This window comes from Aliivibrio wodanis, assembly GCF_052920805.1.
Map to the genome: position 1 here is coordinate 40,132 of NZ_JBREXA010000001.1, position 16,264 is coordinate 56,395.

At 38.8% G+C, this 16,264-nt stretch carries 12 protein-coding genes and 2 pseudogenes; 12 read left to right on the forward strand and 2 right to left on the reverse strand.

All coding sequences use genetic code 11. The features are described 5' to 3' along the window. Positions 1–94 precede the first annotated feature (94 nt). From tyrR to ACU5DF_RS00190, 3 genes are all read left to right on the forward strand, one after another. Positions 95–1,639: a transcriptional regulator TyrR gene (gene tyrR, locus ACU5DF_RS00180; protein WP_446711319.1), complete on the forward strand. Its 1,545-nt coding sequence runs from the start codon at positions 95–97 to the stop codon at positions 1,637–1,639. Positions 1,640–1,650: 11 nt separating this feature from the next. Continuing rightward, a complete protein-coding gene (gene rimJ, locus ACU5DF_RS00185) occupies positions 1,651–2,208 on the forward strand; it encodes a ribosomal protein S5-alanine N-acetyltransferase (RefSeq protein WP_446711320.1) in 558 nt (185 codons plus the stop codon). A gap of 140 nt (positions 2,209–2,348) precedes the next feature. Beyond that, complete coding sequence (locus tag ACU5DF_RS00190) at positions 2,349–2,561, forward strand: hypothetical protein (protein ID WP_446711321.1); 213 nt, start codon at positions 2,349–2,351, stop codon at positions 2,559–2,561. Positions 2,562–2,653: 92 nt separating this feature from the next. On the opposite strand, the gene bioA is transcribed toward ACU5DF_RS00190, so the two are convergent. Then, positions 2,654–3,934, reverse strand: a complete 1,281-nt coding sequence (gene bioA, locus ACU5DF_RS00195) for an adenosylmethionine--8-amino-7-oxononanoate transaminase (RefSeq protein ID WP_446711322.1) — start codon at positions 3,932–3,934, stop codon at positions 2,654–2,656. Positions 3,935–4,094: 160 nt separating this feature from the next. Here bioA and bioB point away from each other — a divergent pair, with 160 nt between their 5' ends. From bioB to bioD, 4 genes are read left to right on the forward strand one after another with little or no spacing between them, the layout of a single operon-like run. Beyond that, positions 4,095–5,147, forward strand: coding sequence for a biotin synthase BioB (bioB, locus tag ACU5DF_RS00200; RefSeq protein WP_446711323.1), 1,053 nt, complete (start codon positions 4,095–4,097; stop codon positions 5,145–5,147). After that, complete coding sequence (gene bioF / locus ACU5DF_RS00205) at positions 5,131–6,282, forward strand: 8-amino-7-oxononanoate synthase (protein ID WP_446711324.1); 1,152 nt, start codon at positions 5,131–5,133, stop codon at positions 6,280–6,282. The genes bioB and bioF overlap by 17 nt, the downstream gene beginning before the upstream one ends. A gap of 6 nt (positions 6,283–6,288) precedes the next feature. Beyond that, positions 6,289–7,110 carry a malonyl-ACP O-methyltransferase BioC gene (gene bioC, locus ACU5DF_RS00210; protein ID WP_446711325.1) on the forward strand — a complete coding sequence of 274 codons (822 nt, stop codon included), beginning with the start codon at positions 6,289–6,291 and terminating at the stop codon, positions 7,108–7,110. Further along, positions 7,103–7,783 carry a dethiobiotin synthase gene (bioD, locus tag ACU5DF_RS00215; RefSeq protein WP_446711326.1) on the forward strand — a complete coding sequence of 227 codons (681 nt, stop codon included), beginning with the start codon at positions 7,103–7,105 and terminating at the stop codon, positions 7,781–7,783. The genes bioC and bioD overlap by 8 nt, the downstream gene beginning before the upstream one ends. A gap of 74 nt (positions 7,784–7,857) precedes the next feature. Here the strand turns inward: bioD and ACU5DF_RS00220 are convergent, their stop codons facing one another. Continuing rightward, positions 7,858–8,739, reverse strand: coding sequence for a LysR family transcriptional regulator (locus tag ACU5DF_RS00220; protein WP_446711327.1), 882 nt, complete (start codon positions 8,737–8,739; stop codon positions 7,858–7,860). Between the two features lie 114 nt (positions 8,740–8,853). Between ACU5DF_RS00220 and ACU5DF_RS00225 the strand changes: the two genes are divergently transcribed. The 5 genes and pseudogenes from ACU5DF_RS00225 (at position 8,854) to ACU5DF_RS00245 (ending at position 16,238) form a co-directional block, all read left to right on the forward strand. Then, on the forward strand, positions 8,854–9,921 hold the full coding sequence (locus tag ACU5DF_RS00225) for an HlyD family secretion protein (protein WP_446712451.1): 1,068 nt from the start codon (positions 8,854–8,856) through the stop codon (positions 9,919–9,921). 12 nt (positions 9,922–9,933) lie between these two features. Next, a pseudogene (locus ACU5DF_RS00230) lies at positions 9,934–10,942 on the forward strand (DUF2955 domain-containing protein). Positions 10,943–11,378: 436 nt separating this feature from the next. Further along, positions 11,379–12,638 carry an outer membrane protein transport protein gene (locus tag ACU5DF_RS00235; RefSeq protein ID WP_446711328.1) on the forward strand — a complete coding sequence of 420 codons (1,260 nt, stop codon included), beginning with the start codon at positions 11,379–11,381 and terminating at the stop codon, positions 12,636–12,638. A gap of 14 nt (positions 12,639–12,652) precedes the next feature. Continuing rightward, positions 12,653–15,110: pseudogene (locus tag ACU5DF_RS00240) on the forward strand (VolA/Pla-1 family phospholipase). Between the two features lie 123 nt (positions 15,111–15,233). Next, positions 15,234–16,238 carry a glycosyl transferase family protein gene (locus tag ACU5DF_RS00245; RefSeq protein ID WP_446711329.1) on the forward strand — a complete coding sequence of 335 codons (1,005 nt, stop codon included), beginning with the start codon at positions 15,234–15,236 and terminating at the stop codon, positions 16,236–16,238. Positions 16,239–16,264 lie beyond the last annotated feature (26 nt).

Consider the following 16,264-nt stretch of genomic DNA (forward strand, 5'->3'; position numbering starts at 1 on the left):
TCTATTTAGATCACTTCAGCTTGACTCTTTTTTTGTACTCGCGCAAACTGCCTGTAAACATATTGTGACAGTTATCTTAGTTAAGGAAACTTTTGTGCGTCTTGAAGTGCAATGTAAAGATCGATTAGGGTTAACCCGTGAATTACTTGATATTTTAGCTTCTCAAAACATCGATTTGAGAGATATTGAGATTGAAAAAACAGGGTTAATCTATCTTAATTTTCCAGAAGTAGAATTTGATGAATTTAGTCAATTAATGGCTAGAATTCGTCGAATTGAGGGAGTGATAGATGTTCGTAAAATTCCATTCCTACCAAGTGAACGTCGCAATACCGAGTTATTAGCGGTCTTAAGTACACTTCCTGATCCTGTTTTCTCTATTAGCTTGAAAGGTAAGATCGACAATGTAAATCAGGCGGTGGCCTCGTTATTTAATGTAGATAAAGAAACGCTTATTGGCCAGTTTGCAAGTGTATTACTGCCTGATTTCAATATCACTCATTGGTTAGAAGAGTCTCGTATTCGTCAGCGAGAATCAATGGAAATCGAGGGGATAAATTATGTCATGGAAATCATGCCTGTTTATATTACCGATGATGATAACGCCTCTATTTTAGCCAGTGCAGTCGTCATTATTAAGCCTTCGATTGATGCTCAACAAGCTCGTCCATTCTTACCTGAATCGTCTAATCTTGGATTTGAGCATTTTGTTGGGTCATCCGCTAAATATAAAAAACTGATCTCTCAAGCAAAGAAACTGTCAGATATTGATCAGTCTTTACTTATCCAAGGTGAAACTGGCACAGGCAAAGAAATGCTAGCTCGCGCGTGTCATAATGCCTCTATTCGTTCTGGCAAAGCCTTTATGGTGGTCAATTGTGCGGCGATGCCAGACGATGTCGCTGAAACGGAATTATTCGGTTATGCCCCAGGTGCATTTCCTAATATGCCAGAAGGTAAAAGAGGGATCATTGAACAAGCAGACGGCGGAACGGTTTTCTTTGATGAAATCAGTGAAATGAGCCCGTTGCTACAAATTAAATTATTGCGCTTTATTCAAGATGGTAACTTCCGCCGTGTGGGTGAAGAGAAAGAGATCCATGTGGATGTTGGGATTATTGGCGCAAGTAAAAAGGAACTACTAGAATTAGTGGAGCAAGGCGTATTCCGAGAGGATCTTTATTACCGTTTAAACGTATTATTTTTAGAAATTCCACCACTGCGTGAACGTGCATCAGATGTAGCGACGTTATTTGAGTTTTTTGTTGCTCAACTATGTAAAGAGTTAAGTATCGTAAAGCCGTCGATTTCTGAAGATGTGTATGATTATTTGTGCAGTTATTCGTGGCCGGGTAATGTACGTCAGCTTAGAAGTGCGACGTTAAAAGCATTGACACAGATGGACAGGAACCAATTAAGTACTTCTCATTTTATGCTGCCAATTACTGATAACAATACGAATGTTATTAATATTAATGTTGATGGCTCATTAGATGAGATCATGAAGTCGTATGAGTCGAGCATTTTATCTGGACTATATAGTGAATTTCCTTCAAGCCGTAAATTAGCTAAGCGTTTAGGGGTTTCACATACCGCCATTGCGAATAAATTGCGCGATTACGGTATTGGTAAGAAGTAAGGAGAAACAACATGGATGTACATTTTGATTTTGATCACTACCAGGTTCGCTTAATTAAAAGCGCCGATGCTGTGATGATCGCTAATTATTTCATGCGCAATCGTCACCATTTAGCACCTTGGGAACCAAAGCGTGCTAATGCTTTCTTTACTGCTGATGGTTGGAAGCAGCGCTTGTTGCAGCTTGTTGAGTTACATAAGCATAATCTAGCTTTTTATTTTGTGGTGATAGATACTTTAGAGAAAAAAATAATAGGCACGGTTAGTTATAGTAATATTACTCGTTTTCCTTTTTATGCTAGTCATCTTGGCTATTCACTGGATGAGTATTATCAAGGTAATGGGATAATGCAGCGCTCAGTGAAAAATACAGTCAATTGGATGTTTTCCATTCAAAATATGCATCGAATTATGGCAGCGTATATTCCTCATAACTTAAAAAGTGGGAAAGTGTTGGAAGCTCTTGGTTTTGTTAAAGAGGGGCTAGCAAAAGACTACCTCTATATTAATGGTGCTTGGGAAGATCATATATTAACTTCAAAGCTAAATGACAAGTGGATACCAGAATAGCTCTTATTTTCATTCTAAAATTAAGAAAAATAAGTAAATTTGACTAGTTAGTCATAGAGATGAACTCAATTTGGTGTACTCTATACAGGTTGATTTCAATTAATTTTAAGATAGTTATAAATAAGAAAGAAGGGATTTGAATGCTGAAGTTCATTAAGTTTTTACAGTTGTTTATTTTAGTTGCGGTTGGCGGTTTGATTATTCAATCAACCGTTCTTCACGGTATTGGTATTTTTAGTGAGCGCTACGTGATCATGAGCTTGGTGCTGACGGCATTCTTAGAGCTGGCTATTTTTATTATTTATAAGTTAGTAGAAGATGATTTTACTAATGAACCGAAAGTAAAAAAATAATACGTATTTAGCAAATAGTTAATGAAAAAAACCGATACACTCTTTCAAAGGTATCGGTTTTTTTGTGCCTATTATTGAACAATTAGGTTGGGTTAGAAGAGCTCACTTAACGCACTATCAATGGCATTAACCAATTTAGTAATGTGTTCAGGCTGTGAAATAAACGGCGGCATCATATAAATCAACTTACCAAATGGACGTATCCAAACCCCTTGTTCAACGAAGTGCGCTTGGATCTTTTCCATTTCTACTGGAGTAGTTAGTTCTACTACACCTATCGCTCCAAGCCATCGAACATCTGCAACTACATCGTGTTTTTTTAGTGCCGGTAATAATTCTGAAAAGCAGGTTTCAATTTGCTTAGTTTGGGTCTGCCAATGATTTTGTTGGATCAATTCTAAGCTAGCATTAGCGACAGCGCAGGCCAATGGATTTCCCATAAAGGTTGGGCCGTGCATGAAGCATCCAGCGTCTCCACCGCAAACGGTATCGGCAACAACTTTACTAGTGAGGGTTGCAGATAACGTCATGTAACCGCCAGTGAGCGCTTTACCAATACACATTATATCAGGCTCAATATCGGCATGTTCACAGGCAAACAGTTTTCCTGTTCGACCAAAACCTGTCGCAATCTCATCTAGAATTAGCAGTAAGCCGTATTGATCACATAGACGACGAACCTCTTTTAAATATTGAGGGTGATAAAGACGCATCCCACCAGCGCCTTGAACAATAGGCTCAAGGATCATTGCTGCAATTTCTTCGTGGCGCTCTGCTAGCATCTTTTCTAAAGGAAGAATATCTTTAGGGTTCCATTCACCACCAAATTTACTAGTCGGAGATTCAACAAACAGGTGCTCCGGTAAAAACCCCTTATATAAACCGTGCATGGAATTATCAGGGTCAGTCACTGACATTGCAGCAAAGGTATCACCATGGTAACCGTGACGAGCAGTAATGAACTTTGATCGAGGTTGGCCTTTGGCGTGCCAATATTGCAGCGCCATTTTCAAGCTTACTTCAACGGCTACTGAGCCTGAATCAGCTAAAAAGACTTGCTCTAATCGTGAGGGACTAAGTTCTACCAGTTTTTTACAAAGATCGACCGCAGGTTGATGAGTAATACCACCAAACATCACATGTGCCATTTTATCGGTTTGATCTTTAAGCGCTTGATTAAGGTGAGGGTGACAGTAACCATGAATGGTTGACCACCAAGAAGACATACCATCCACCAACTCTTGGCCATCTTCTAAATAGAGATGTACGCCATTAGCATGGGTAACAGGGTAGCAAGAAAGTGGGTTTATAGTAGAAGTATAGGGATGCCAAATGTGCTGACGGTCAAAATCCAAATCGACGTTATTGTTCATTAATTCACCAGTTGTAAACTTAATCTTTCCTTTAAGGTTGACAGTGTATCGTTTAACCGTAGACTAGCCAAGTATAAATATAAGCCAAAAACCACAAAAAAGAGTGGTCGGATCTTAGTAATAGCAATGGTTATAGCAAGTTAACGAAAGGAATTTACACGTGGAAGTGAGACATAACTGGACAGTCGCAGAAGTACAAGAATTGATGGATAAGCCATTCATGGATTTAGTTTTTGAAGCACAATTAGTGCATCGAAAATACCAACAAGCGAATTACGTACAAGTAAGTACTTTGCTATCAATTAAAACAGGCGCTTGCCCTGAAGATTGCAAATACTGCCCTCAAAGTGCTCATTACCGTACTGATGTTGATCGTGAACGCTTGATGGAAGTAGAAAGCGTATTAGATGCAGCAAAAAAAGCGAAAAACTCAGGTTCAACTCGTTTCTGTATGGGCGCCGCTTGGAAAAATCCAAAAGAGCGTGATATGCCTTATCTTCTTGATATGATCAAAGGCGTGAAAGAGATGGGCCTTGAGACGTGCATGACGCTAGGCATGATCACCTCAGATCAAGCGGATGAATTATCCGGCGCAGGTTTAGATTATTACAACCATAACTTAGATACTTCACCAGAGTTTTACGGCAATATTATTACTACTCGAACGTATCAAGATCGTCTAGACACGCTATCTCATGTGCGTGATGCAGGAATGAAAATTTGTTCTGGCGGTATCATTGGTATGGGCGAAAGTGACAGTGATCGCGCAGGTCTGTTTGTTGAATTAGCGAACCTTCCTCAGCATCCTGAGTCTGTTCCTGTCAATATGCTGGTAAAAGTAAAAGGCACGCCATTAGAAGATGCAGAAGATGTTGACCCATTTGATTTCATTCGTTTGATTGCAGTTGCTCGTATCATGATGCCTGAATCAGCAGTTCGCTTATCAGCAGGTCGTGAAAGCATGAATGAGCAGATGCAAACGTTATGCTTTATGGCTGGTGCTAACTCGGTCTTTTATGGCTGTAAGCTGCTGACTACACCAAACCCAGATGAAGACAGTGACATGCAACTGTTTAAAAAATTGGGTGTAAATAGTCAACAAGTTGCGCAGAAGCCAGATGTGGTTCAAGAGCACGAATTATTAGACCGTGTTGCTGAGCGTGTCGCTTCTCGTCCTGAAAAAGACGATCTATTTTATGAAGCAAGCGTTTAATCAACGTATTAGCTCCGCGCTTACTCAACGTAAGCAAGCGGGGCTAAATCGCTCTCGAAGAGTAATAGATCAAGGTAATCAATCTCGATTAGTGGTGGATGGTCAATCTTACATTAACTTTTCAGGTAACGATTATCTTGGTCTCGCTGGCAGTAAAGAGTTAACTCAAGCGTGGCAGCAAGGGCTTTCTTTGTATGGCAGTGGCAGTGGCGCATCTCCATTGGTTACCGGTTATTCTAAACCTCATGCTGATCTAGAATCTCAATTGGCAGAATGGCTGGGGTTTGATTGCGCATTACTGTTTAATTCAGGCTTTAGTGCCAATCAAGCGGTGCTTTTTTCATTATTAGAAAAAGGCGACACCTTACTGCAAGATAAACTTAATCATGCCTCGTTAATGGAAGCGGGTATATTGTCACCTGCAACGATGAAACGCTTTAAGCATAATGATATTAACCACTTAACTAAATTATTAAACGCTTGTGATGATTCACCTTCTTTAGTGGTGACTGAAGGCGTATTTAGTATGGATGGCGATCTTTCCCCATTATTAGATATTGCCACTGTAGCCAAAGATAACAACGCATGGCTAATGGTGGATGATGCCCACGGATGTGGAGTGTTAGGTAGTAATGGTCGAGGTTGTTGTGATTTTTATCAAGCCACACCTGATATTTTAGTGGTTACTTTTGGTAAAGGCTTTGGTTTATCTGGCGCTGCGGTTTTATGCAATCAAGAATGTGGTGATTACTTAGCACAATTTGCTCGTCATCATGTTTATTCTACGGCAATGCCACCAGCTCAAGCCCACGCCTTGTCTCATGCTTTATCTATGATCCAGCAACAAGAATGGCGACGTGAAAAACTCAAAGAATTAAATCAACAATTTGAATCAGAATTGACTGGCTTTTCAGGAGCGGTGAAAACGATAACACCAATTAAACCTATTATTATCGGTGAAGCAAACGCTGCAATTGATATGTCAGATAAACTAAAAGCACAAGGTTTATGGACAACCGCCATTCGTCCACCGACTGTACCAACAGGAACAGCGCGATTAAGAGTGACACTCAGTACCAATCACTCGCCACAAGACATTAAGCAGCTGACGCAAGCAATAACAAAATTAGGATGATGAGTTATGGTTAATCAAGCAGTCGCCATAGAAACCTCAAATTGGACACCAAACCAAGAAAAAAAAGCGATTCAAGCCGCCTTTAGTAAAGCGGCTAACACGTACGATCGCTCTGCTGAATTTCAACGTCAAGTGGCAGATACCCTGTTATCTTATTTACCAAGTGATCTAATAGGGCTGCGTATTTTAGATGTAGGTTGCGGAACGGGTTATTGTAGTGAGCAGCTGTTGAAACGTGGTGCAATAGTAGTTGCGTTTGATCTGTCTCAATCGATGTTAGATAAAGCCAAAGATCGCTGTGGTGAAATAAACATTAGTTATGTTCAGGGGGATGCTGAGCATTTACCCTTTATCAATAATGAATTTGATGTGGTTGTTTCTAGCTTAGCATTGCAATGGTGTCAGGATTTATCCGTTCCTTTAACTGAAATGAACCGAGTTACCCATGATAAAAGCAAGGTTATATTCTCAACTTTGTTAAATGGCTCACTGTTTGAGTTAAAAAAATCGTGGTCAAAGGTTGATTCATATCAACATGTTAACGATTTTATTACGCCATCTATGGTAAACCTTGCGTTAGCGCAATCTGACAGTAAGAATTTTACACTAGACTGCACACCAGTCGAGATGACGTATTCTTCTGCTCTTGCTTTAATGAAAGATTTAAAAGGAATTGGAGCAACGCATTTACCTAATGGTCGCCACTCAGGTTTATTGAGTAAAGAAAAGCTATTAGCAGTAGAAGAAGCGTATCAAATTTTTAAGAATGAATTTAATAAGCTACCTGCTACTTATCAGGTAGGCTTTGGAGTTATAAGTAATGATTGATGCATTTTTTGTTGCAGGTACAGATACCGATGTGGGTAAAACCGTTTCTTCTAAAGCGATTTTAGATGCATTAAATATGAAAGGGCTAAATACAGCCGCATATAAACCTGTAGCAGCAGGATCTGAAGACCAAGGTGAAGGCGTTCAAAATTCTGATGCAATCCATTTACGCTCTGTTGCCAATGTTGAATTAAGTTACGAAGAAGTAAACCCGTACGCATTATTATTGCCAGCTTCACCACACATTGCAGCAGCCGCTGAAAATGTAGTGATTGATTATTCTGTTCTTTCACAAGGTTTATCTGCACTAAAAGCTAAATCAGACGTAGTATTAGTGGAGGGCGCTGGCGGTTGGCGTGTTCCTGTCTCTAAAGACGATTGTTTGTCTACTTGGGTTAAACAAGAAAAACTTCCAGTTGTATTAGTTGTTGGTATTAAATTAGGTTGTTTGAGCCACGCGATGTTAACGGCAGAAGCCATTCAGCATGATGGTTTAGAGATCATTGGCTGGGTAGCAAACCGAGTAAATCCAGGTACTGAAAATTACGCTGAAATTATCACGATGTTAGAAGATAAAATGTCAGCACCAAAATTAGGTGAAATTCCATATATGCCAAGTGTTAAGCGTAAAAATATGGGTAAATACATAAATTTAGATGTATTAGAAGCGTAATTTCTATTGCTATAAAAATATTCAAGAGAAAAAATAAGCCAATATCTTTCATGATGTTGGCTTTTTTGTTGGTGTTAATTTGAAAACGTTTCTCTAAATAAAGTCACCATCGCCCGTGTTTTCTCAGGCAAATAACTTGGGGTTGGGTAAACCAAAGTAATGGTCAAATCAGTAAAAGAGGTTCTGGGTAACACTTCAATGAGTTGGCCATTTTTGATTTTATCTTCAATTAAGATTGATGGTAGAAGAGCAATACCTTTACCTGAAAGTGCTAATCGTTGAAGTAGATTTAGATCATCACTAAATAATTGATAATCTAGTCCTTGAGGGAGCAAGCTTTTGTTATAACGGCTAGCTAGTAGATGAAAATTATTGAGTTGGGCCACATTATCAGGGCATCCGTTAAGCGCTAAATATTCAGAAGAAGCAACCATACTATAAGGGATTTGAAGGAGCCTTTGTTGAATATAGTCATCATGCAAAGGTTCAATGTAGCTCGGTAGAATTTGTAGATCAACATTTTCACGACGAAGATCCAACGATTGAACATGATGCTCAATTTCTAATTTAACCTCTGCATACTCTTTCATATACTGTTCAATTAGCTGGGAGAAAATCTCCGTCATCCCAAGTGCGGGTGGGATAGCAACCTTTAATCTTCCTCTTGGCGTTAAGTGATGCTCTTTCATTAGTTTACTTGCATCAATGAGAGTATTTATTGGATTAGATACTTGCTCATATAGCCATTTCCCTTGCTGAGTTAATTCAATAGCTCTTGTCGTTCTGATGAGTAATTGATGGCCAAGTGCTTTTTCTAATTCTTGTAGACGACGGCTGACTTTTGATCGTTGTAACCCTGCAAATTGTGCTGCAGAACTTATACCTTGATGTCTAACAATAAGAACAAATAGATAAATATCATCAAATGAAATGTTAATGTCGTAATCTTTATTCACATCATTGTCCTATTTTTAGGTCGTATAAGTGATATTTTGCCATCTATTCGAAATAAAATCACGCACTATAATGAGAGCCTGATCACAGCAATTTTGACTTTATCGAGAACTTCTATGCAAGCGGCAGAACAAAAATTCAAACAATGGATGCGTATTTTAATTGTACTATTTCTCCTCGTAACTACGTATTTAGTGATGGCAGATAGATTAACGCCACTGACAACGCAGAGCAAAGTACAGGGCTTTGTTGTTCAAATATCACCCGAAGTGTCTGGTCGAGTAGTTGCAGTTAATCACACAAATAATCAATTAGTAAAGAGGGGAGAATTACTATTTAAGATTGATGATGAAAAATATCAATTGGCCGTTCAAAAAGCCGAAATTGGATTAGCTCAAGCAAGAGAACAAGAAGCGTCATTAGTGGCGGATATCGAAGCGGCACGTTCAAATGTTAAAACGACTCAAGTAACTGCAGATAATGCTAACCGAGAATATCATCGTATAAAACGACTGGCTAAATCCGGTGCGGTCTCAGTATCAGGACTCGACTCTGCTGTGACAAAGCGGGACCAAGCTGCTGCAAATTTTATGGCTTCAAAGCAAAAGCTACACGCACTAGAAGTTAAGTTGGGTAAGGGCAACGGTCAAAGCAGTGCCGTACTTTCTGCAAGAAATGCTTTAAAACAAGCACAACTGAATTTAGAACATACTGAAGTTATCGCGCAAAGCGAAGGGATAATTACAAATATGCAGTTGCATGTTGGTTTGTTTGCTAATGCCAATCAACCGCTTTTAACTTTTATTCCAACTGACTCATTGTGGATTTCTGCCGATTACCGTGAAAAAGCAACAGCAGGAATGAAAAAAGGGATGAGAGCAGAGGTTGCCTATGATGCGATACCTGGTGAGGTGTTCCCGTTATTAGTTGAGAGCCGAGACTATGGCGTTTCTTCAGCACAACAGACAGCAAATGGGCAACTGAGTACGGTAGAAGTGAGTAACCGGTGGGTACGAGACGCACAACGAGTTCGTGTAAACCTTATCAGTGAAGACTCTATTTCGCCTCGTTTGTTTGTGGGCTCACGAGCGACAGTGATTATCTATACATCAGGAAATACCGTGATTGATTATATTGGCCATAGCTTAATTACCATGATCAGTTATCTGCATTATATTTATTAATTGGGTGTTGGTATGAAAGCATTACGGATATGGTTTGGGTGTGTACTAGGCTTTGCCATGTGTACCTTGTTTGGTTGGTCTAATGGGATGTTTGGTACATTATTACCTCTGTTTATATTATCGAACCTAAATCGATGGAACTGGGGGATGTTTATTCAACTGTTTATTAGTGTTGTTTGGGTGAGTATTCAAGTGGCGTTAATTGTTGGCTTTCTACAACCTTATCCACTTCTCATGACGGTTGCTGTTGGTATTTTGTTGTTGTTTAAGTGCCATGCAATGCATTATAAAGCGAGCTACTTATTTGGCTATACTGGCTTATTAGTCGGTTCAATACTATTGAATTTTGCTTCGTATGCGACATTTGATTTAGAAAACTTCATTGTTGGAGTATGGATTGCCGCGATTATGGTTGTACCAATTTGTGCTTTAGCTTTTTATTTATTTCCTGATCCAATAGAAGAGTATGCCCCAGTTTTAAAGGTAGAAGGCCAAAGTAAAGATCCAAGAGAGATGCTAGAACAAACGGCCTTAGGTTGGATGGTTGCCATGATTGTGTTTTTGATCTTTGAAATCGGAACATTAAATGACTCTTTATCTGCTCAAGCATCGATGTTGATTATGCTTTCGCCAATGACGCTTGTTGGATCGTTGATGATGGCTAGAATTCGTATCGTAGGGACTATCTTAGGCTGTTTAGCCGCGATGGCGATGCAGCTGATACTGTATAATCTGTATGACAATCCTATTTTGTATATTTTAAGTTTCGCTATTGCTTCTGGCTATTTTTGTAAATGGTTAGCCAGTGAAAATCCAGCAATGAAAGGAATTGGCTTCTCGGCTATGGCGGCGTTAACGATCCCAATTACAGGCGTGATCCCCGGCCAAAAAGATGCATTTTTTTCTATTTTATATCGAGTATCTTCTATTATTATTGCTGTTATTATCCACCAGTTTATTAATTTGGCTTTGCTATCGACTTATAAAAAAATATTTTAGTTACCCTCAAAGCATGGAGTAAGGGCAATTGCTATAATGTCTGAGCAGTCTATAGATTAAATTATGTAATTACTGCGCCACATCTCTATCATCAAATAGACGGTAGAGGTGCAGTTACTATCAGTTAAAGACAACGCGTTAATTTTCTGTGCGAATTAATGTAAAATCCTTCTAGTTGATGAGTAATTTAAACGCCTTCCTAGATGAATTTACAATACTTTCATATAACATCTCTGGTCTTACCTCTATCACATTCTAAATTATTAATTTCAATATGTTTTATAAACATTTACTATGCGCCCTCAAAAAATAAATGGAAAAATGATCCGTTCATTCTTTGACAATTCGCCATACATTAGATTAACATTTCATTTACATTGATGGTATTTTATCCAAATGCAAAGAAATATAGTGTTTATTTAATAATAATAATGTTTGATACCCAAGGAGGGTCAAGGATGAGAATAATACAACGCTCGCTGTTAACGGTTTCGATTCTGTTTGCATGTAATATCCAAGCCGCAGGTTTTCAAGTTGCAGAACATTCAGCTTCAGGATTAGGACGTTCCTTTTCTGGTGAAGGTGCTGTAGCTGATAACGCCAGTGTTCTTGCTAGAAACCCAGCAGCAATGGCATTATTTGATACAGCCCAGTTCTCCGGTGTTGTTTCTATTGTTGATCCTGAGGTGAATGTTACTCAGCATAATGTTCCTGGCTCTGGTGGGCAGAGTCAATCATCTAATGATGTTGCGCCAATGCAAGTTGTACCGGCAGCTTATTATATTAGCCCAATTAATGATAAATGGAGTTGGGGCATTGGTATGTTTACGACCTACGGTGTTGCTACTGACTACCCTGATGATATTTATGCTGGAGATTTAGCTGGAGATACTTCTCTTGTTTCAGTAAATATTAATCCTAATATAGCTTACCGCATTAATGATAAATTTAGCATTGGTGGTGGGATTAACCTTGTTTATGCTGAGGCTGAGCTGACTCGACATGAAGGGGGTTTAAGCCAGTTTATATCAGCAAACCCAAATCCATCCAATAAATTAATTGGGATGACAGGAGAAACGATTTCATACGGTTGGAATATTGGTGCACTCTACGAGCTTGATGAAAATAACCGTTTTGGTTTTGGTTATCGCTCAGAAGTCGATCTTGATTTTGATGAAGGTAAATTTAAAAGTTATAACTCAGGAATTGCAAATGCTCCAACTGTAGATGGCCGTTTGCAAATTACCTTACCTTCAATTATTGAGCTGTCTGCTTTTCACCAATTGAATGATGAATGGGCCGTTCATTATGGTTGGCAGCGCACAGGATGGGATTCTTTTACAGAATTGAAAGCAACTAGTAATGATTGTACTGGCGGCGTTTGTTTATATAAACCTGAGCATTATGAAGATAATAATCGTTATTCTTTTGGTGCAACTTATCAAGTTAATAGTGAGTGGACATTAAGAGCTGGCCTTGCCTATGACGAGCAAGCTGGTGAAGCAACATTAAGTATTCCTGATAGTGACCGCTACTGGTATAGCGCAGGTTTAACCTATTTAATTTCTCCTGACTTAAGTCTTGATGCTGGTTTTGCCATTGTACAAAGTAAAGATGGTTCGTTTACAGAAACTAACGCTTTAGCTGAAGACCTCGAATTCACTTCTGATGCGATTGCTTATATTTCTGCTATTCAATTGAACTATACCTTTAATTAAGCTGGGAGCTAACAATGAACAATATTTTTAAAATATCACTAATCACTTCAGCTATTCTGCTTGCAGGGTGTGGTGACGATACAAACAGCTCAGGTGCATCAACAACACCTCAATACGAAGATTACATTCAAGATTCTTTGGCGCAAGATACAAACATAAAGTTTAATTTAAGTGGAAAAAACATCTCTGTTCCTATCCCTAGTTTTGCTTTAATGGATGCTACGGATGGTACATTAGGCTTACCAACGGATGGAAATAATGATTTAACAAACCCTTATGCAGCAATGAATACTGTCGATGGTTGGTCAACAAGTATGCCAATCATTATGGAATTTGAAGGGGTTGGTTTGGCTGATGGGAATCCACAGTCAGGTGTTTATATTATTAAAATAGATAAATCATTAACATCAGCAGAGGCTCCGGGAATTGAGAAAATTCTGGTAGCAGGAACTGATTTTGATATCTATTCAAGTGCAATGACTGATTCATTTACTATCTCATTTAGAGACTCTTTAGATTCGGGAAGTGAATATATTTTAGCATTATCAAATGAGTTAACAGATGTCGATAATGATCCTGTAGGTATGTCATCAAGCTACGCCGCATTAAAATCAAAAACGACGACATATACTAAAGGAAGTCTTGCACAAGCTCAGCAAGTTACTCAAGGTGTAGAGCAAATATTTGCAGGTGCAAATGCAGTGGGTGCTATTAATTTAAATCATGAAAGTATTATTTACTCGACGTGGTTTTCTACTCAGTCTGTAGGGGCAAGTATTTATAGCACTAAAGCTGCCTCAGCGGCTGGTATTGGTGCTAAAGATCTGTCTCTTGTATGGAAAGGCAGTGCAAATCCAAATAATGTAGATTTAACTGCTGCATACACTATGTCATTTGAAACTGCGAAAGATTATGTTGTTGCTTTAACAGAAGATGATGATTACACCACTTTCTTTGGTCAATCTAATAAAGACTTTCTATTAACCCAATATCAATCAAGTCCATATAATGGAACAGTGAATGTTACTCAAGGTTTTGTACAGCTGCCTTATTATTTAGAGACAAGTCAAGCAGAGTGGAATTCACAACCTTTTGAATCTGCTATGCCAAGTTTGGCAAAGGTTTCGTCAGCGTTAAGCAGTGAGGCAGATGCGGCGACTATAGTGCAACAACTTATGGCTGCAAACATTGATCCAAGCTTATTAGCAACAGATCCAGCAGAGCAATTGAAATTAGTTGGCGTTGATTTAACTAAGGCTGATGGTACTGTTTTAGATGAAGAAAGAGTGATAACTCGTTACGCTCCAGTCCCGAAAGTTAAAGATCTACATGCTGTTGAATTCTTGTTATTTACACCAAAAACATTACCAACGGCAGGTACTATGCCAATTGTGATTTATCAACATGGGATTACAAGTGCGAAAGAAAATGCTTATCACTTTGCTGCTAATTTAGTGAATCAAGGTGTTGCTGTTATTGGTATTGATTTACCATTACACGGTACTCGTAGCTTGGATGGTATTTTGAATGAACGTTCAGCAAATGTAAATTTATTAGCTTATTTAAACCTATCAAATTTACCTGTCGCTCGTGATAATGTGAGACAAAGTATCCTTGATATTATGGGGTTACGTGCGTCATTATCTGTCTCTCAAGGTTTAGGTATTTTTAATCATACAGAGCTAGCGACTGCTGCGAATACAACAGTAACAAATCCTAGATTTGTAGGACACTCATTAGGTGGGATCACAGGGGTTTCAGCTGTCGCACAAGCGAATAAAACCATTGGTGATGTTGCTGGCGATGCAATCTATAAATTCTCATCAGCTGCATTTGAAAATGCTGGTGGACAAATCGCTACCTTGTTATTAGGTTCTGAGTCTTTTGGTTCGACTATTAAACATACTGTTGCAATTAGTGGTGATGCTAAATACGCCGCTTATGCATCAGATGTATGTCAAACTAATAACTATGATGCGGCAATGTGTTTAGGAAGTTATTTAACGACAAACCCTGATCAAGGAATGGTATTAGCTACCTTGTTTAATCAGTTTGCCTATGCAGGACAAACAGTATTAGATACGATTGATCCATTTACTAATGCTTCAGATTTATTAAATGATAGCGGTTTAGTGTTACCTGTTTATATGAGTCAAGCAAACAGTGATGCTACGGTTCCTAATGATGTTATTAATGACCCAATGATTGGAACTGCTCCTTTTTCAGGAACTGGAACCTCTTGCTAAAAAGCTTGGTTTGAATGCACTGACAGCATCATCAAATACTCCAACAGGCGTATCTGATTTTGCTAAATTTAATGATGTAGCACAGCATTCAACATTCATTGCTCCACAAAGTACTGCAAATCCACAGGAAGACTACAATCATCATATGGAAATGCAAATGCAATTGGGAGACTTCCTTATTGATAATAAATTAGATAGCGTAACTAATAGTACTGTTCTTGAGTAATATTAATACGCTAGAACTTTAACCTATCGTTATGATAAACGCAGAGTGGGCTCGAAATCCCTCTGCGTTTTGTGCTTTAATGGTATGAATTAAAGTATTAAGAATAAGTTATTAAGGACAGTCATGAGCTCAATTATTGAATGTATTAAAACCGTCGGCCGTGGTGAGCGCAGTCGTAAGCCACTTAGTTTTGATCAAGCTTATCAAGTAATGAAAGAATATCTTGCCGGTGACGTATCTAGTGACAAAATGGCGATGTTAATGATGCTCATTCGAGTTCAAAATGAAACCGTTGATGAGATCAGTGGTTTTACTACCGCCATTCGTGAATTTATTCGTAACGAACAAACGCCGGAGCTAAAAGATCTTAATGTAGATATTGATTGGGCATGTTTTGCAGGTAAGCGTCAGGTTCAAGGTCCGTCATGGCAGTTGTATGCAGCTCAAATTCTTGCAAACAAAGGCTTTAGAGTATTAATTCATGGTCACCTGCAACTTGGTAGTACTCGTGAGCACGTATCTCAAGTGATTGAGAAATTAAATATTCCAAGTTGTTCAAGCATTGCTGAAGCACAAAAAAAGCTTGATGAAGGTAATATCGCTTATTTGCCTTTATCGGTTTATGCCCCTCAAGTAGAAACCATGCTGTTATGGCAACATGAATATGGTCTTAGAACGCCAGTTAATACCTGTGCTCGTATGTTAAACCCAGCTTCTGCACCTATTTCATTACGTGGAAGCTTTCATCCAGGATTGCCACAACTGCACGGCGAAGCAGAGTCTCGTTTGCAACAAGCAACAGAAGATTGCTCTGAATTAGCACTGTGCTTTAAAGGCATGGGAGGTGAATCTGAGTTTAATCCTAAAGTGAGTCAATCACTGTGGTGTGCATCAAAAGGGGTGTGCGAAGAGTTGTACTGGGAAGAAGAATTAATAGAAGACTTGCCTATTCTAGATAATTGTTTGTTAGGTACTAAACCTGAGCAGTTACAACTAATGGCGAACACCGTAATTTTTAATGTTGCTAACGTACTGTGGGCAAATAAACGAGAAGAAAATTACCCAAGAGAAGAGGCAATTCAACTTGCTACTCAGTATTGGGCGGAGTTCGTAAAAACATTCATTTAGTTTTCGTTATTAAGCATTATAAATGT

What these genes read in the sequence shown, in the direction of transcription:
- rimJ (WP_446711320.1), top strand. Translation starts at nt 1,651, where the DNA reads ATGGATGTACATTTTGATTTTGATCACTACCAGGTTCGCTTAATTAAA.
- ACU5DF_RS00190 (WP_446711321.1), top strand. Translation starts at nt 2,349, where the DNA reads ATGCTGAAGTTCATTAAGTTTTTACAGTTGTTTATTTTAGTTGCGGTT.
- bioA (WP_446711322.1), bottom strand. Translation starts at nt 3,934, where the DNA reads ATGAACAATAACGTCGATTTGGATTTTGACCGTCAGCACATTTGGCAT.
- bioF (WP_446711324.1), top strand. Translation starts at nt 5,131, where the DNA reads ATGAAGCAAGCGTTTAATCAACGTATTAGCTCCGCGCTTACTCAACGT.
- bioC (WP_446711325.1), top strand. Translation starts at nt 6,289, where the DNA reads ATGGTTAATCAAGCAGTCGCCATAGAAACCTCAAATTGGACACCAAAC.
- bioD (WP_446711326.1), top strand. Translation starts at nt 7,103, where the DNA reads ATGATTGATGCATTTTTTGTTGCAGGTACAGATACCGATGTGGGTAAA.
- ACU5DF_RS00225 (WP_446712451.1), top strand. Translation starts at nt 8,854, where the DNA reads ATGCAAGCGGCAGAACAAAAATTCAAACAATGGATGCGTATTTTAATT.
- ACU5DF_RS00235 (WP_446711328.1), top strand. Translation starts at nt 11,379, where the DNA reads ATGAGAATAATACAACGCTCGCTGTTAACGGTTTCGATTCTGTTTGCA.
- ACU5DF_RS00245 (WP_446711329.1), top strand. Translation starts at nt 15,234, where the DNA reads ATGAGCTCAATTATTGAATGTATTAAAACCGTCGGCCGTGGTGAGCGC.